A 15,157-nucleotide genomic window follows, 5' to 3' on the forward strand; every position below is an offset into this window, starting at 1 on the left:
TGAGTGAATTTAATCATCATCTTAATGATGCCTCCCCAGACGAGCTTAATCGCAATCGCTCGCTTTTTTGGGTGACGATCGCCCGTCCAGCCCCAACTGTTCCAGTCAGCCGCTTTCGTTCAAGCGGTAGACACAGCCTGATCGGATGGAGCTTCGCTGGTTTCCGGCGGCTGAAGCCGATCGATAAACACCTGCATCTTGGTCATCTCGATTGTGCCAAAGATGGTGGCAAACGATACATCCGCCGCATCTTTGCCGGTACCAATTCGCACTAAACCAGCCATCGGAACCAGGCGGGTTGCATCAAATAAATACCAGCGATCGCCTAAGTACGCCTCAAAAAAAGCGTGAAAATCAGGCGGATTTAACTGGTAGGCGTACCCCGATACAAATCGAGCTGGCGTGCCTAGCGCCCGACAAAACGCGATCGCTAAGTGGGCAAAATCTCGACAGACACCTGCCCGTTCCACTGCCGTATCATAGGCAGACGTATGCTGATTCGTGCTGCCCGAAAGATAAGCAACGTTATCGTAAATCCAGTTGCAGATAGCAGTTACTCTAGAGTAGCCCGGCAGCAAATCGCCAAATTCGGCTTGCGCTAAATTCATCAAGCGATCGGACTGGCAATAGCGGCTGGGAAACAAATAGGGAACGACCTGCAACGGTAAAGTCGTCGTCGGCGTTTCTGGAATATCGAGCGGATCGGCCCAGACGTGAGACAACTCCACCAAGGCGTTGTAGCGAATGTGGAGATCGCCCGCAGCAGGATTAACCCGCAGAAATCGCGTTGCTGTTTCAGGTACAACATACTCCTCCATCTCAATGGTTGGAGTAATAGATAGCGTTTCGTCTAACACTTGCTGGCGCGTGTTTTGCGCCACACCAATGTTAAAAATGAAGGTACTAGGCGCAGTCAGGGTATAGCTTAGCTCGCACCCAAGTTTAAATTGCATTAGATTGAACAGCCTTTTAATAAGGAACGCTTCTTTTCAAATAAGGGCTAACTCGACCGGGCTGGTAGTAGCGTATTCTACAAATTCCCCAGCAACCGACCCGATCGCGCCGCGAGCCAGACATTTTCATTTAAACAACTTTAAAAAATCCTAGACCAGCAAACCAGGCCGTTACCTGGAGCAGAGGTGCAACATTTTGCATTCTTGCCCTTAAAATGACAATGGTTTCTGACAGGAACCCCCATACGCAAAGAACTGTTACGGCAAACGGAGCTTTGATTCTAAACAGGACACACTGTCTAGAAGTCATCAACGGTATTGATACAGGCTAAATGACGAAGTGGCTCACAACCTGGCTGATTGGTTTACTCAGTTTACTGCTGGCGATCGCTCTCTCCAATCATTTTGCCCCGATCGCCTCACATCTTCCGGCCAGCCCCGCAGCAACCACTGAACTGCGGGGGGTCTGGCTGACCAACATTAACAGCGCGGTGTTGTTTAACCCGTGGGGCATCGATCGCGCCCTATATCAATTGGCACAGCTTAACTTCAACACCGTTTATCCCGTCGTTTGGAATCGCGGCCACACCTTCTACCCCAGTTCAGTCGCCAAAGAAGCAACCGGCCAACTGCAAGATCCGTTTCTAAACCGCCTGCGATTTGGAGACGATGTGTTGGCGCGGATCATCCGCCAGGGACATCGCCAGCAGCTACGGGTGATTCCGTGGTTCGAATATGGCTTTATGGCTCCGGCTCAGTCCAGTCTGGTGCAAACCCACCCCGACTGGGTCACTAAACGGCTCGATGGCTCTGAAGCGATCGGCAACATTGAAGAACAAGAACTACCCAATACTCCATCCTCACCGCTTCATTCCGCGCTTCAAACCATAAAACGCACATTGGGCACATCGATCGGCCATCGCGTTTGGTTAAATCCATTGCATCCCGACGTGCAGCAATTTTTGCTGAATTTAATCGTTGAAGTGGTCAATCGCTACGACATTGAAGGCATTCAGCTAGACGATCACTTTGGCTTACCCGTTGACCTTGGTTATGATGACTTTACTATTCAGCTTTATCAAACCGAGCACAACGGTCTACTGCCTCCAACCGACCCGCAGGAGGCCGAATGGATGCAGTGGCGAGCCGCGAAACTCAGCGAATTCATGCAACGCCTGTTTCAAACCGTGAAATCGCTCAATCCCGACTGTTTGGTGACCTTATCCCCCAACCCACATCAATTTGCCTACCGTTCCTATTTGCAAGACTGGCAAACCTGGGTTGAAAACGGTTGGGTAGAAGAACTGATCCTGCAAGCGTATCGTAACGATATCAATGCCTTTAAAGCCGAACTAAAACGGCCTGCCATTGAAGCTGCCCGTGAGAAAATTCCGGTTGGAATTGGCATCTTTTCCGGCTCCTGGGGACGACCCGTCTCCTTTGAGCAAATTCAGCAACAGGTAGACGTGGCACGCGAAAAAGGATTTACTGGTGTGGCTTTCTTCTATTGGGAGAGTTTGTGGGGATACATCACACCAGAATCACCTCGGATGAGGCGATCGCGGTTTCAAGCGCTGTTTTCGGCAACCCCATCTTAAGCACTCTCGATGACCTTCAAATCAATCAAACCAGGATGGTTTTTCTTGCCGCAGTGGCTACTAGCTACGGCAACCGGGTTTGTAGCGAGTTTGTATTGGATTGAGCTTGGCGAACAGACTGACCTCGGTGTCGTAGAAGGACTGATTGGAGGTGCCGCCATTGGTGTGTTCCAGGGATTAATGTTGCGACACTACTTGGCTCAGTCCTGGCACTGGATACTCGCCACGACAGCCGCATGGGGATTGTTGGGTTGGTCTAGCATCGGCGCAATGGGATGGGTCGTGCCGGAAGCCGTAACCGATCTGCCGTCGCGAGTCGTCTTTGGTGTCATTGAAGGGATCAAAACTGGCTTGGTGTTAGGCTGGCTGCAAGGGTGGGCACTGAAGCAACAGGCGGTTTACGTCGTGCGCTGGGTGATGATTAATACGATGAGTTGGGCAATGGCTTTAGCGCTCGGCTGGGCAGTGGGGGCTTTACTGCGACAAATCACTGGATTGTTTATTGGGGAAGCGATCGGGCTAACACTGGCATGGGTTGTCGCCACAGCCATTACTGGCTCAGCTTTATCGCAATTGCTGTGTGAAGTGCCTCCTATCAAACAGCCGGACTGAACGCTTTACCCATGCAAATCAGCACTCATGCAAATCAGCACCCGTGCAAATCAGCAAGGTTGGTTGCAGTTTGTAGCCGCTCAAGCGTGGTTGGAATAAAGGTAACGCGTCTGAAGCGATCGCTCACAATTGGCCTTGCCAACGATTGCAATGGAGATAATTCGAGTTTGTAGTACTGCCGTTGCGTCTTCTGATTCACTGGTTCATGCGGAAACAGGTCTGACCGGGTTACGGTTGTAATTCGCAACACCTGAGCCATGTAATTTATAGAGTAAGCCTCGTTGCCAAACACCTTAGTTTGGTAAAAGGCCAGCCATTGCGGCATCCCGTGCTTCTGGAACACTTTCTCAATGGTTTCGACTGGAATCCGATACCAGTGCTGTTCCCGCGCAATGGTCAGATCAGGCTGATTGTTCAAAATCGCAACCAGTACGCGATCGCGTTGGGGCATAGACAGAGCATAGAGAGAGCGAACCTCTTTTGCTCTAGAATACCCACCTGACCCGTCCCGGTTTCCCCTGAAGCCGTACCTAACGCTTTTCACTAGTTTCCAGTGCCAGCATTTGGCGTGCAGCAGCCATCATCTCAGGAAACGGAACATCATCAGGCTGCAATGGGGAAGCGATCGCCCTTATCGACAACGCTGCCGCTTCGTACTGCTCACAGCGTTCCGTCCAATCCTGAATGAACCAGTCGTCATACGGCTCAACCTCTTCATCCCACCACTCGCCACCCGCCGCTGCCAACGCGCTTACGTCATCGTCATAAACATCAGAACCACTGCAAGCGTTGTAGCGTGCCATCGTCGGCTCCACATGAGTTGCAACAGAACAATTGTACTACAACTCAGCTCTGTAACTCAAGACACTGGCTCTACCACAAGCGCAGACTTAACCGGACGCACCACCGGATTACCAGCCGCATCGACTTTACCGTACCAGGTTTCACCGTTGTAATAAAAAGCAGATGAACTGCCGCCATCCAAATTCATAGCGCGGTTGGCTCCCAATTCAGCCATTAATTCTGCGATCGCCGCTAACGGCAAACCCGAAGGGGAAGGCGCATCTACTTGCGCTACCATCATCCAAATTACGTCTCCCTCGCGAGTTAGCCCAACAGCGCTTCTGGCGTTGGGTTGGCGACTGCCCAACGGATCGCGGACGATCGCCCCATCAACGGTAGTAATGAAGCCCTCGTCTTCCAGGGTCATCGTTGGCAACAATTGGGGACCACCTCCTAAGGCCGATATCAGTTGACACCCAGCCGCCACCGGATCGCGGTGCCGCGCAATCTCATAACGAATCGAGTCACGGCAGGTATATTGGCGAAACTCACTCCGGTTCAGAATGGCAGGCAGATAGGGTACCAGGTCGGGGTTTTGCATCAGCCGCTCGTTTGCGGTTGGGTCGTCTGTGATCGCGCCACGCTGAATCACATAAGAGGTCGATTGCTGATTCGATGGATCAAAAAAACCGCCATTGATGGCTGCGATCGCGCCTGATGCTTGAGCCAGTGTTGTTAATGAATCCACCGCTGGCGATCGCGCCACCGTTACCCTGAAGCGACTTTGGGCTGGAATATGCAGGATGTGAACGGTGCTTTGTCCCAGGTTGCGGCTCTCATACTGTAAAACGGGTGGCGGTGAGGAAATAACCGAGGAAATCAAAGGGGCAACCGGGAGAACTCTGGGCGGCAATGACAATACCCGAAGCAACCATAGAAAGCCCAACCCTATGCCCAACCCAACGATCGCCAAACAGAACCCGGACTGAAATCGCGTGCCGTAGCGATGCCGCATTACTCCGCATCTTGTCGTCGGGTGGACTTAGAAGGCTTTTGCGACAGAGCCGACTTAGCCAGCCGAGTGGTGTAGATTGCGGCAACCACGGCGATCGCCAACCCAACGGCTTGAATGGCTAACGCCTGTGGAGAAGCGCCTTGCCGTAGCATGGCACCGCCAAAATAACCCACGTACACATACAGCCCAATAATCGGCAACATGCCGATCCAGGTAAAGAAAATATAGTGCCAGAAGTTCACCTTGGTGCAGCTAAAGCCATAGTTCAGGATATTGGACGGTACGATGGGCGATAACCGAGTCAGCAACAAAATCTTCCAGCCCTGATTCCCTAATGCCTCGTCAAGATGGGCAAATTCGGCATGGCGCTGCATCAAGCGTTTCACGCGGTTCCGGGCGATCGTTCGCCCCAGGCCATAGCACACCGCTGCACCGACTGTATCTGCGATCGACACCGAAAAGATACCCAACGGCAACCCAAATGCGGTTCCAGCCACCAACATCAAGATCATGTTGGGCAAACAAAGGACAGTAACGATCAGGTAAAGCAGAACAAAGGCAGGAATAGCCCAAATACCAAGCGTTTCTAGCCATTGGCGAACTCTGTTGGCCCATGCATCTAGCGGCAACAGACTGGCACCTAAAGCGAGTAACACGCCGACTCCCATTAACAGTAAAACCTTACGGCTACGCAGCCAGCCTAATTTCATGAGCGAGTGTGTTGAAAGATAAGTAACTAAACAGGAAGAGTGCGATCGGCATTGTATTAGGTGTACAGCGATTAAACGGTATTCTCACCGTTCCTAAGACTGACATTTGGGCTACCAACCAACCCAGACCAATCCTAAGCTAGCGTTACATCCTGTTGCTGACAATTGCAACTTTTGAAAGAATTTAGTACAAATATACTATGACTCGCTTCATAAGCTCCTGCCCGCTGATTAGGGATGGGTTTGAACGCATCCTCTAGTTAACAGATTCGGTTAAGTGCCCACTGCGGCGATCGCTCCCTACACTTCTATGCCTAACTTCTACGCTTAACTCTCTACATATAAAAGTACAGATACAGGAAAGCAACCGATGAGTACGACAGAAACAGCACAACTCCTGGCCGCCCTGACTCAGCAAAACGAGCTGTTGTCTCAAATGCTAGAAGCCCTACGACAGCCTAAATTGGGATTGGTGGAAGCGCCAGCATTGATGCGAATTTATGCAAACCGCTCCAACCATTGTTTGTGGTATACCATCCGCGATGGGGAAGTTGTACCCATCACCGCCACCGCACTGGCAGGTTACATCCAGGAACTACGCTTTGAAACCGTCGAACGTCGGGGACAGCCTGTGGTTAAGTTGCAGCTTTACCTGAGAGGCGATCGACCCTATTGTGTGGAGTCGGGATATGACTCTAACTTTTCCAAAGGAGTGCTGGCGGCTCTAGCCACAATGTCGCCGCAACAGCTCCACCATCCCGTTACCCTATCTCCCCAACCGGGAAGCGACGAAACGGTGCTATTTTGCCGGGTTTACGATGCAACAGGCGACCTGATAAGAGCGGCCTATGATGACCAAACCAACTGGAGAATGATGGCTCGACGAGCGATCGCCAACGTTGAAGCTCTCCACGGCCAGCCAGAGGCCAACTGGGGGACGGCATCTTAATCGGTCTTGCGTTCTATCTCTGCCCCTGAGCAGCCAGTTTGCCCCTCAAGTTATCCCTGGTCATCAGCCGTGGAATTTGGTGCGATCGCGTCCTCGTCTGCGGTTGGTGCAACCACTGGAACTTGAATTTGCTCGTCTGCTTCCAAGTCAGCCTCAAAATCTCGTTGGGAATCGCAGCCCCAAATTCCTGCCAGAACGTTACATCCTATGAGCAAGGGCAGAAGTTGCTGGAACAGCTTCATGTTTCATGTTCCTCACTGCAAGGCATGGGTGTTTCCCTCTATCATTAATGCGCCAGATATCAATACGCCAGATATCAATGCGCCAGATACCAATGCGCTAGAAATTGTAGCCAACACCAACGATGACTCCAACTTCGGTATCTCGGAAAAAGGCAACATTGGCATTAGCCGTTGCTGTAATTCGTGCAGCGAGGGGCACATCCACACCCCCTGTAATCACAGGTCTGACCAGGCTATCACTTCCAGTAGAAATCGCAACACCGCCACCAATATAGGGCGCGATCGGCAAACCAACTCCTTCACTGATGGGCGCGATCGCAAAGTCGGCAGTAATGGGCACAAGAATAGTAGGGTCGCTGCCAATGACCACAGCAGGGCGAGCAGATAGGTTGGGAGTTAGCCCAACTTTGCTAAAGACAGTGAAGTTGCCCTCACCCAGAGCCGTACTGCCACCAAATCCAATATTGCCACCAACGCCAATGTAGCTGGGGCCTGAAAGAGTAGAACGACCCGGTGCTACGGTTTGAGCCATTAACATCTCTGCTGTATCTGCTTCAACGGCAGGAGACACAGGTTCAGTTTGAGCTGAAGCCGTTGCCACGGTGAATGGTGCGATCGTTAAGCTTAGCAGAGCTACAAATAAAGGTTGTGAAATGAGTTTCATAGAATGACGGAACTATAATCCCATTGGGTTGTACTCCTTATAGTGTTCAAAATGATTGTGATCTAAAAGTGATGGCGTAATGCCGACATTATGTTTGATACAGCGGCAGTTCAAGCTGAAACACTGACCCCTTGCCCACCCGACTGGTTACCTGCACCTGCCCGCCGTGGGCTTGAGTGATTTGTTGGACGATCGCCAATCCCAAACCAAAGCCACCATTGCCGCGCGATCGTTCTGTATCAACCCGATAAAACCGTTCAAAAACAAAGGGTAAATCAGCTTCAGGAATACCAATGCCGCTATCTTCGACCTGAACGATCGCCCAGCCCGGATGGGGCACCAGCCGCAGTTGTACTACTCCACCAGCGGGAGTGTATTTGCAAGCATTGCTGAGTAAGTTCATAACTGCCTGCCGCAACAGGTCTGGATCGGCCTGCACTTCAATGATTTGGGGCGGAAGTTCCGTGATCAGCTTGAGTTGCACGGTGGCGGCACTTGGTTCATACTGGTCAGCCAACTCCTGAAGCAAGCTATTCAGCTCGATTGTCTTCAGGGTATCGGGCGCAAGCCGACCTTGATGGCGCGCTAGCAGCAGCAGATTGTTGACCAACAGAGTCATTGACTTAGCGCTATCAACAATATTTTCTAAGCGATCGCGCTGCTGGTTGATATCATCACTCAGCATTAACAGCCCCACCTGAGCATTGCTAAGAACAGCAGACAGGGGCGTTCGCAATTCGTGAGACGCATCAGCCGTGAAGCGTTGCAATTGCTGATACGCCTGCCGAATAGGCTGCATTGCCACTCCGCCGAGCCACCACCCGGCCAGACTAATTAACCCCAGCGCGATCGGCAAAGCCAGCGTCAGCAGTAAGCGAAACTGATGGAGATCCTGCTGGGTCGTCGTTAACGGTGTGGCAACTTGAAGGTAGCCAATCACAACATCGCCTTCCTGGACAGGCAGCGTCACCTGGCGTATCCAGGGATACGGTTTCATGGTCCACACCGTTCCTTCTTCCGTTTGAATCGTCACAAAACCAGGCGGGAAAGCAAGCTGGGGTGGGGGAGGTGCGCCAAAAAACTGAACCAATTGCCTGCCCCTGTCGTACCAGCGGGCATAGAGTAACTCTCCATTCAGCGGTTGGGTGTTGCTACCCAGGGTTGGAACATTACTCAGGTCTACCTGCCACACCTGATCTACCAGCTCATACTCAATACTCGATGCCATCACTCTCGCTTTTTGGTACAGCAGCCGATCGTGGGATTCTAGCTTATCTTCAATTTCGAGATAATAAATAATGCCTGAGAAGACAACCAGAATGCTTCCCATCGATAAGGTGAACCAGCGAGCCAGATTGCGACGACTACGGTTAAACATGGGTATTGGCTCGGATTGGCAAAGCAGTCATATCAAGCCAGGTCGCAGTTGGAGTACAGGAGGAAACCTGCTGCTTGGGGAGCGGTGCGAAAACCATATTGTCTACCTGCACAGTATTAACCAGCTCACACTAAACGGATAAAGTGGGGCGATCGCTGATCTCCAGCGTACAAAAGAGCTGTACTTTTCTCCCAGTAAAGCCCGGTTCAAGCCGACGAAACAGCAGATTTAGGGGGCGAGAGGCGATATCCCATCCCGTAGATCGTCTCGATCCAGTCTCCTGCTCCCACTGCATTGAGCCGCTGCCGCAACTTGCGGACTAAAACAGTAATGGCATTGCTTTCAGGTTCCGTGCCCCATTCCCAAACTGCCTGCTCAATCTGATTGCGGTTTAGCACCTGTCGAGGATGGCGCAAGAAATATTCGAGCAACTGAAACTCCCGGCTGGAGAGAGCAACTTTAACGCCATGCCGTTCCACGGTAAGGCTGCTGAGATGAAGCTGCAAATCGTCCAGGTACAGCGTCTCGCCCTGCCACATGGGCGATCGTCGCCCCAACGCCCGCACCCGCGCCAAAAACTCCAGCACATCAATAGGTTTAACCAGGTAATCATCTGCCCCGGCATCCAGCCCAGCCACCTTGTCTGGTGTGGTATCCTTTGCCGTCATGATCAAAACAGGTGCCGTTTTGCCTAAATTTCGGAACTGCCGACACAGATTTAAGCCGCTCACGGCAGGCAGCATCCAGTCTAAAATCAGCAGGTCATACTCTTTCTGCGACAGTAACCATTGTGCAACTTCGCCATCCTCGACACCATCAACAGTATGTCCGGCCTGTGATAAGACGGCATGGAGCGGTGCTAACTGCTTAGGATCGTCTTCTGCCAGTAAGATTCGCATTCCCTTAAGGATTCAGTTGTAGTGAAGTCTGGGTATGGGACAAGATTAAGTTAGATTACGTTGGGAACGGTCGCGCCGATCAAGTTACCTCTAGTCAACTCACTAAAAGACTCCTACATTTATCTAGAGTAGATAAGAAGGCAGCAGTATACGTCTCTCGGCAGTGAGATTTTGCCGCTCCTTCTCTTCCTATTCCAGCACATGTCTGCCTGTTTGCTATGACTCGCCCCACCCACTCGTCTCGTTCGTTCTACCGTCGGTTGAAACAACTCGGCTTAGAATTTTGGTTGCCTTTACCCTGTTTAGCGATCGCGTTTTGGGTGGGCGGCAGTATATTAACCAGCCATGTTTTGAGCCGACCCTATGACACTGAAAACAAACTGCAAGCTGACACCAATCTTGAAATTCGGTTTGCGGTAGGAGTGTCGTTCATTCAGGCCATTGTGAACCGAGCAGAAGGCATCTCTCAGGTGGAGATCAGAACGACCGACTCAGTCTTAAAACGTCTGGAGTTTGAGTTTCCCGTCACCGATGTGAGCCAACTCGAAGTGCTAATTGCCGAAGAACTGGATTTATCGCTCAACGAAGTTAGACGACTGGTGCGCTACGAAATTATCAATGAATAGGTTTGAAATGCCGCCTCGCAAACCCGATATTGGATTCATTCCAACCCCTCTAGATATGGTCAACGCTATGCTGGCTCTCGCCGAGGTCACGGCCAACGACATTTTGTACGACTTAGGCAGCGGCGATGGACGAGTGGTGATTGCAGCGGCTCAACAGTTTGGCACATGCGGTGTTGGAATTGACATTGACCCGACCCGGATTGTCGAAGCGACGGAGCAGGCTCACTGGGCTGGAGTGGGCGATCGCGTCACCTTTCGGCTGGAAGACTTATTTGAAAGCGATTTCAATGACGCAACGGTGGTTGTGCTGTATCTATTGCCTCATCTCAACCTGAAACTGCGTCCTCACCTGTTTCGCCAACTCAAACCGGGCACTCGGATCATCTCGCGCGACTTTGACATGGACACCTGGAAACCCGATCGAACTGTCTCTGTTCATGCGGATGAAGAAGACGCATTGCTCTACTACTGGGTAATTCCAGAAACCATGCCAGCCCTGTAAAGCAGCCTGCCTCACAGCTTACCGTCCGGCAGTGGCTAACCCCATTGGCCCACGCGTTACACCAAGCTGGTTTTGTAACTTCAAGGTTCGCCACAGTTGGGCACCAGTGATTTCTCCTCGCAGCAATTGATGATAACAGGCGATCGTTTGCGTTACCTGTTGGGGTGATTCATTCACAAATTCAAGGCGGAAGTACTGCACTCCCAGTTCGATCAGGCGATGGACATATTCGGCTCCCGTTTGAGCCACACCATTGAAAACGGTATTGCGACAGCCCGCATCCGCTTGTAGCACATGGTTTGTGCCGACGCGATCGCGCAACGTAACCGCATGGCTTTCGCAGGGACGACCGCAATTGGTGTAATCCGTTCCCTCCGACAAAAAGGCACAAAAGACACAATGCTCCATATGAAACATCGGCATATGCTGATGAATGGTGATTTCAAACCAATGGGGCGGACAATGACTCACCAGATCGTCTAATTGAGCAATGTTGAGGTCATAGGATGCCGTCAGACGCTCTAATTGGGTATGAGACTTGATAAAATAGTCAGCCGTCAGGGGATTGGCGACATTGAGCGAGAAATCACCCACGCAGCGATCGCCCGCAAACCACTGAAGCTGGTCATAATTACGAACCAGATAGCCATCTGCATTGCAGCCGCGCACCTGCTTCAAAATCCACTGTTCTCCCGGTTTCGTAATGCGAGGAGGCGCAACCCAGATAGACGGGGTAGAAACGGTGCCCGCTGCATTCTCTGCCCTATCCTGTAACTGCCGAACTACAGCAACCGCCTCACGATAACGGCGCGGATCTTCAAACTCGCAATACAGCGTTTCAATGCCAGCCTCCAGTGCCGCCTGTAGCTGTTGCAGGTTTCGTACCAACACGATGAGTTGGGGATGAGCCAGGGGAGGATGCGATCGCGTCAATGAATCAACATCAGGCAGTAAATCCTTGTAGGAGGCAGTTTCTTGCTGTTGCCAGCGCTTAGGTTGCGCGCTCAATGCTTCTAGCTGGCTCACAATTTCGCGCCGCAATCGGTTTAACTCACTAACGGGCAACATCACTGCCCCATCAACCTGGTTTGTGAGAGATGCTAAATAAACCGAAGTATTACCTAACCGCCCCAACTGTTCTTGCAGCCGTTCTGTGGTGAGGGGTTTCGTGTGTGCTGCCACCAGCGGCATGGATGATTCAACCTGAACAACATGCCCTTGCGAGTCGCGCGCGATCGCGCTTAGGGACTGTCCGGCTTCACCATAAACGTCGATTGAAATGGGGCGCTGAAACTGGGGCATATCGCCAGCAAAGGTTTGGCGCAATTGGCGATCGAGTTCCGGGTCGCTGGTCTTCCAAACCTTATCGCCCACCTGCACCCGGCTCAAGTTGAGGTCATTTCGTCCAAAGGTGAGCACTACCATCTGGTCGTGCTGTTCAACCGCATAAATGCGTCCTCCTTCTTCCCTGGTTTCGGGATGTCCGCTGTCAAAAACAATGCCATCTCCCGGTTTTACGGGTGCTTGCTGCCGTACCGTAATGCGATCGCCCTGGATTCGGGTCACATCACCCAGATAAACACCTCGCTTTTTGCCAAACCGAGCATGTACTAATTCCTGGTTGTTAACGCCACGCAGCCATCCGGTGTAGAGTCCACGCGAGAAGGCCATCTCCAGGTTGTAGTGATTGCGGTCGTGCGCCTCAGGGGTGTTGCCTTCCACTCCAGCCAGTTCTGCCATGACACGATCGATCGCCTGCCGATATACACGGGTCACATTAGCGACATATTCTGGCGTTTTAAGCCGACCTTCAATTTTGAGGCTGCTTACCCCCACTCGCACCAGATCGGGTAAAACAGCCAAACCTGCTAAATCTTGAGGGCTGAGCAAATAACGGCGATCGCCCAGCGAAACCAGTTTGCCGTCTGCCACTAGGTCGTAGGTCATCCGGCAAGCCTGGGCGCACTCGCCCCGGTTGGCAGAGCGTCCGCCCAAGGACTCACTGGTTAAGCACTGACCCGAATAAGCGACACACAGCGCTCCGTGAACAAAGACTTCTAGCGGTAATGACATGGAGCGATCGGCAAGTTGCTGCTGAATCTTTCCCATTTCGTCGATCGAACATTCCCGTGCCAGTACCACAAGTTGACAACCCAACGTTTTGGCAAACTCAACTCCTGCCATGCTGGTAATGGTCATTTGGGTTGAGGCGTGAATGGGAAAGTCGGGCGATAGGTGGCGGATTAATCGGCAGATCCCAACATCTTGAACAATGATCGCATCCACCCCAGAAGCAATGATGGTGCGAAGATACTGCTCGGCTTCGGCCAGTTCTGCCGGAAAAACGAGCGTGTTAAGCGTGACATAACCTTTAACCCCACGGCGGTGCAAGAAATCGAGCAGGCGAGGCAGGTCAGCTTCGGTAAAGTTGTGCGCCCGCATCCGCGCGTTGAACCGCTCTAAGCCAAAGTAAATGGCATCGGCTCCGTTTTCTACGGCTGCTTTAGCACAGTCCCAGTGTCCGGCTGGCGCTAACAATTCAGGACGTTGCAAGGCGGATCGATCAGAGGACAACAGGGTTGAATCGGTGTTCATTGGCTTCTATCAGGATGGCGATCGGGGCAGGTTAGCCGCAGTGTCGGCATTCTCCCCTTTAAAAGGTAGCAAGCTTAGAGCGGTTTACCGCAATGCCCGATTTTCTGCCCGATTTCAGCGATCGCCTCCTGATTTTTAGATCAACGTCGGCTCATCAGCCGAATGGCGGCTGGGCGCAATTCTCTCCTGGCTAACAACCAATAACGCCGTTTTGCGAGAGTTCATCATTTTTATGGAGAAAGTAGCGATAACGATAAAGAGTCAATAAAGACACATTTGTTTTCTAGTAATCTTACGCAGAGCCTGCCTAATATAAACTTGTTAAATTACGCACATCCATTCGAGGTGAGCTGACCATTACGGATGAAAGCCTACGTACCCGTTTCAACATTGCCAGAGCGCTTTCATCTTTTCTTCTGGCTGGTTGTACCGATACTGACAACTTTACTAGCAGCACGCTGAACTCTCCAAGCAGCACGCTGTAGCAATTTGTTGTGCGCTCACGATCAACTATTAAAGCACGCTAGAAAAAATGGCTATCAAAATAATGCCCCTTGGGGATTCGAACACACGTGGTAAAGATTGGGACCCCGCAGGGTATCGCGACAACCTGTGGAATCAACTAAAATCCAGCGGATTTGATGTAGATTTTGTTGGTTCTCAGAAGGAAGGCCCCAGCACTATCGATCGTGATCATGAGGGGCACGGGGGCTGGAGAATTGATGAAATTGCTAACAACGTTGACAGTTGGTTAACGAGCTATCAGCCCGATGTCATTATGCTGATGATCGGTACCAATGATGTCCTTCAGGATTATCAACTGAGTACAGCGATCGATCGCCTCAACAATCTGATCGACAAAATTGTTGCTAAAGTTCCAAACGCTTATCTGTTAGTCGGTTCTATTCCACCAATTGACAGACCCCTCGATCAGCAACAAGTACTGGAGTACAACGCCCAGATTCCTGGTTTAGTTAGCTCCAAAGCCTCCCAGGGTAAAAAGGTTAAGTTCGTCGATATTTTCAAAGAATTAACCTTTAGCGATCTGTCCTCTGACGACATTCACCCCACCGCTAGCGGATACGCCAAGATTGCGGATGTCTGGTACGATGCACTGCTGCCGCTCCCGGTTCTCAGTAATCCATCTCCTTCTCCATCTCCTTCCCCCAGCCCAACGCCCAACGTTATTCGCCTGGAAGCAGAGGCGATGCAGTTGACCAACTACGTCATTGAGTCGAATCAAAGCCCCGCATCAGGCAGCAAAATCATCAGCCTCTATCAAGGTGGAGGAACAACGGGTAGCGCCACTGGAACATTCAACGGCCCTACAGGTACTTACAACGTTGTTGTTGGCTATTTTGACGAAACAGATGGAAAGTCTCAACTAACCGTCAAAGTTGGCGGTGTCACCGATACCTGGACATTCGACAAGTGGTTAACCGATAGCTGGGTTACCTCCAAAACCAAGGCGACTCGTACTGTTGCCCAAGGTGTAACCCTGCAAGCGGGTTCAACCATTCAACTCAGTGGAGTGGCAGACGGCGGTGAATGGGCACGGGTTGACTACATCGACTTTATTCCGGTGAGCAGTTCACCATCACCCAGTCCTACCCCCGCCCCTACCCCCACAC

At 51.6% G+C, this 15,157-nt stretch carries 17 protein-coding genes; 7 read left to right on the top strand and 10 right to left on the bottom strand.

The annotated features are described in order from the left end of the window. Positions 1–119: 119 nt before the first annotated feature. Positions 120–953, bottom strand: a complete 834-nt coding sequence (locus IQ268_RS17760; RefSeq protein WP_193881855.1) for a transglutaminase family protein — start codon at positions 951–953, stop codon at positions 120–122. A 332-nt stretch (positions 954–1,285) separates the two neighbouring features. On the opposite strand from IQ268_RS17760, the gene IQ268_RS17765 reads away from it, so the two are divergent. Both IQ268_RS17765 and IQ268_RS17770 read left to right on the top strand, forming a co-directional pair. Beyond that, complete coding sequence (locus IQ268_RS17765; protein ID WP_193881858.1) at positions 1,286–2,551, top strand: glycoside hydrolase family 10 protein; 1,266 nt, start codon at positions 1,286–1,288, stop codon at positions 2,549–2,551. Between the two features lie 9 nt (positions 2,552–2,560). Then, positions 2,561–3,163: a hypothetical protein gene (locus IQ268_RS17770; RefSeq protein WP_193881861.1), complete on the top strand. Its 603-nt coding sequence runs from the start codon at positions 2,561–2,563 to the stop codon at positions 3,161–3,163. A gap of 34 nt (positions 3,164–3,197) precedes the next feature. Here IQ268_RS17770 and IQ268_RS17775 read toward each other — a convergent pair whose 3' ends face one another. From IQ268_RS17775 to IQ268_RS17790, 4 genes are read right to left on the bottom strand one after another with little or no spacing between them, the layout of a single operon-like run. Then, a complete protein-coding gene (locus IQ268_RS17775) occupies positions 3,198–3,707 on the bottom strand; it encodes a hypothetical protein (protein ID WP_193881864.1) in 510 nt (169 codons plus the stop codon). Next, complete coding sequence (locus IQ268_RS17780) at positions 3,694–3,966, bottom strand: hypothetical protein (RefSeq protein WP_193881866.1); 273 nt, start codon at positions 3,964–3,966, stop codon at positions 3,694–3,696. The genes IQ268_RS17775 and IQ268_RS17780 overlap by 14 nt, the downstream gene beginning before the upstream one ends. A gap of 56 nt (positions 3,967–4,022) precedes the next feature. Then, entirely contained in the window at positions 4,023–4,961 is a 939-nt protein-coding gene (locus tag IQ268_RS17785) for a phosphodiester glycosidase family protein (RefSeq protein ID WP_193881868.1), read from the bottom strand. After that, entirely contained in the window at positions 4,961–5,671 is a 711-nt protein-coding gene (locus tag IQ268_RS17790) for a TVP38/TMEM64 family protein (protein ID WP_193881870.1), read from the bottom strand. The genes IQ268_RS17785 and IQ268_RS17790 overlap by 1 nt, the downstream gene beginning before the upstream one ends. 370 nt (positions 5,672–6,041) lie before the next feature. Between IQ268_RS17790 and IQ268_RS17795 the strand changes: the two genes are divergently transcribed. Next, complete coding sequence (locus IQ268_RS17795) at positions 6,042–6,620, top strand: hypothetical protein (RefSeq protein WP_193881872.1); 579 nt, start codon at positions 6,042–6,044, stop codon at positions 6,618–6,620. A gap of 50 nt (positions 6,621–6,670) precedes the next feature. Here IQ268_RS17795 and IQ268_RS17800 read toward each other — a convergent pair whose 3' ends face one another. The 4 genes from IQ268_RS17800 to IQ268_RS17815 form a co-directional block, all read right to left on the bottom strand. Next, the gene (locus tag IQ268_RS17800) at positions 6,671–6,862 is read right to left on the bottom strand and encodes a hypothetical protein (RefSeq protein WP_193881874.1); all 192 of its coding nucleotides are present in this window, start codon (positions 6,860–6,862) and stop codon (positions 6,671–6,673) included. 97 nt (positions 6,863–6,959) lie between these two features. Continuing rightward, positions 6,960–7,526 carry a hypothetical protein gene (locus tag IQ268_RS17805; protein ID WP_193881876.1) on the bottom strand — a complete coding sequence of 189 codons (567 nt, stop codon included), beginning with the start codon at positions 7,524–7,526 and terminating at the stop codon, positions 6,960–6,962. A gap of 88 nt (positions 7,527–7,614) precedes the next feature. Beyond that, a complete protein-coding gene (locus IQ268_RS17810) occupies positions 7,615–8,904 on the bottom strand; it encodes a cell wall metabolism sensor histidine kinase WalK (protein ID WP_193881878.1) in 1,290 nt (429 codons plus the stop codon). 206 nt (positions 8,905–9,110) lie between these two features. Next, complete coding sequence (locus tag IQ268_RS17815) at positions 9,111–9,803, bottom strand: response regulator transcription factor (protein ID WP_193881881.1); 693 nt, start codon at positions 9,801–9,803, stop codon at positions 9,111–9,113. A 218-nt stretch (positions 9,804–10,021) separates the two neighbouring features. Here IQ268_RS17815 and IQ268_RS17820 point away from each other — a divergent pair, with 218 nt between their 5' ends. Together IQ268_RS17820 and IQ268_RS17825 are read left to right on the top strand one after the other, a co-directional pair. Beyond that, positions 10,022–10,429, top strand: coding sequence for a hypothetical protein (locus IQ268_RS17820; protein ID WP_193881884.1), 408 nt, complete (start codon positions 10,022–10,024; stop codon positions 10,427–10,429). After that, on the top strand, positions 10,422–10,931 hold the full coding sequence (locus tag IQ268_RS17825) for a cyclopropane-fatty-acyl-phospholipid synthase family protein (RefSeq protein WP_228035476.1): 510 nt from the start codon (positions 10,422–10,424) through the stop codon (positions 10,929–10,931). The genes IQ268_RS17820 and IQ268_RS17825 overlap by 8 nt, the downstream gene beginning before the upstream one ends. An 18-nt stretch (positions 10,932–10,949) precedes the next feature. On the opposite strand, the gene IQ268_RS17830 is transcribed toward IQ268_RS17825, so the two are convergent. Then, a complete protein-coding gene (locus IQ268_RS17830; protein WP_193881887.1) occupies positions 10,950–13,526 on the bottom strand; it encodes a U32 family peptidase in 2,577 nt (858 codons plus the stop codon). Between IQ268_RS17830 and IQ268_RS17835 the strand changes: the two genes are divergently transcribed. Next, the gene (locus IQ268_RS17835) at positions 13,519–13,665 is read left to right on the top strand and encodes a hypothetical protein (RefSeq protein WP_193881890.1); all 147 of its coding nucleotides are present in this window, start codon (positions 13,519–13,521) and stop codon (positions 13,663–13,665) included. The two genes, IQ268_RS17830 and IQ268_RS17835, sit on opposite strands and share 8 nt — an antisense overlap. Before the next feature lie 393 nt (positions 13,666–14,058). Beyond that, a partial coding sequence (locus IQ268_RS17840; RefSeq protein ID WP_228035477.1) for a GDSL-type esterase/lipase family protein occupies positions 14,059–15,157 on the top strand: 1,099 nt, incomplete at its 3' end.

Source organism: Oculatella sp. LEGE 06141, assembly GCF_015207605.1.
Taxonomy (GTDB): Bacteria; Cyanobacteriota; Cyanobacteriia; order Elainellales; family Elainellaceae; genus Oculatella.

Coding starts and splice junctions, on each gene's coding strand:
- IQ268_RS17815 (WP_193881881.1), bottom strand. CDS start 9,803: ATGCGAATCTTACTGGCAGAAGACGATCCTAAGCAGTTAGCACCGCTC.
- IQ268_RS17805 (WP_193881876.1), bottom strand. CDS start 7,526: ATGAAACTCATTTCACAACCTTTATTTGTAGCTCTGCTAAGCTTAACG.
- IQ268_RS17790 (WP_193881870.1), bottom strand. CDS start 5,671: ATGAAATTAGGCTGGCTGCGTAGCCGTAAGGTTTTACTGTTAATGGGA.
- IQ268_RS17780 (WP_193881866.1), bottom strand. CDS start 3,966: ATGGCACGCTACAACGCTTGCAGTGGTTCTGATGTTTATGACGATGAC.
- IQ268_RS17825 (WP_228035476.1), top strand. CDS start 10,422: ATGAATAGGTTTGAAATGCCGCCTCGCAAACCCGATATTGGATTCATT.
- IQ268_RS17820 (WP_193881884.1), top strand. CDS start 10,022: ATGACTCGCCCCACCCACTCGTCTCGTTCGTTCTACCGTCGGTTGAAA.
- IQ268_RS17770 (WP_193881861.1), top strand. CDS start 2,561: ATGACCTTCAAATCAATCAAACCAGGATGGTTTTTCTTGCCGCAGTGG.
- IQ268_RS17830 (WP_193881887.1), bottom strand. CDS start 13,526: ATGAACACCGATTCAACCCTGTTGTCCTCTGATCGATCCGCCTTGCAA.
- IQ268_RS17795 (WP_193881872.1), top strand. CDS start 6,042: ATGAGTACGACAGAAACAGCACAACTCCTGGCCGCCCTGACTCAGCAA.
- IQ268_RS17765 (WP_193881858.1), top strand. CDS start 1,286: ATGACGAAGTGGCTCACAACCTGGCTGATTGGTTTACTCAGTTTACTG.
- IQ268_RS17810 (WP_193881878.1), bottom strand. CDS start 8,904: ATGTTTAACCGTAGTCGTCGCAATCTGGCTCGCTGGTTCACCTTATCG.
- IQ268_RS17760 (WP_193881855.1), bottom strand. CDS start 953: ATGCAATTTAAACTTGGGTGCGAGCTAAGCTATACCCTGACTGCGCCT.
- IQ268_RS17785 (WP_193881868.1), bottom strand. CDS start 4,961: ATGCGGCATCGCTACGGCACGCGATTTCAGTCCGGGTTCTGTTTGGCG.
- IQ268_RS17800 (WP_193881874.1), bottom strand. CDS start 6,862: ATGAAGCTGTTCCAGCAACTTCTGCCCTTGCTCATAGGATGTAACGTT.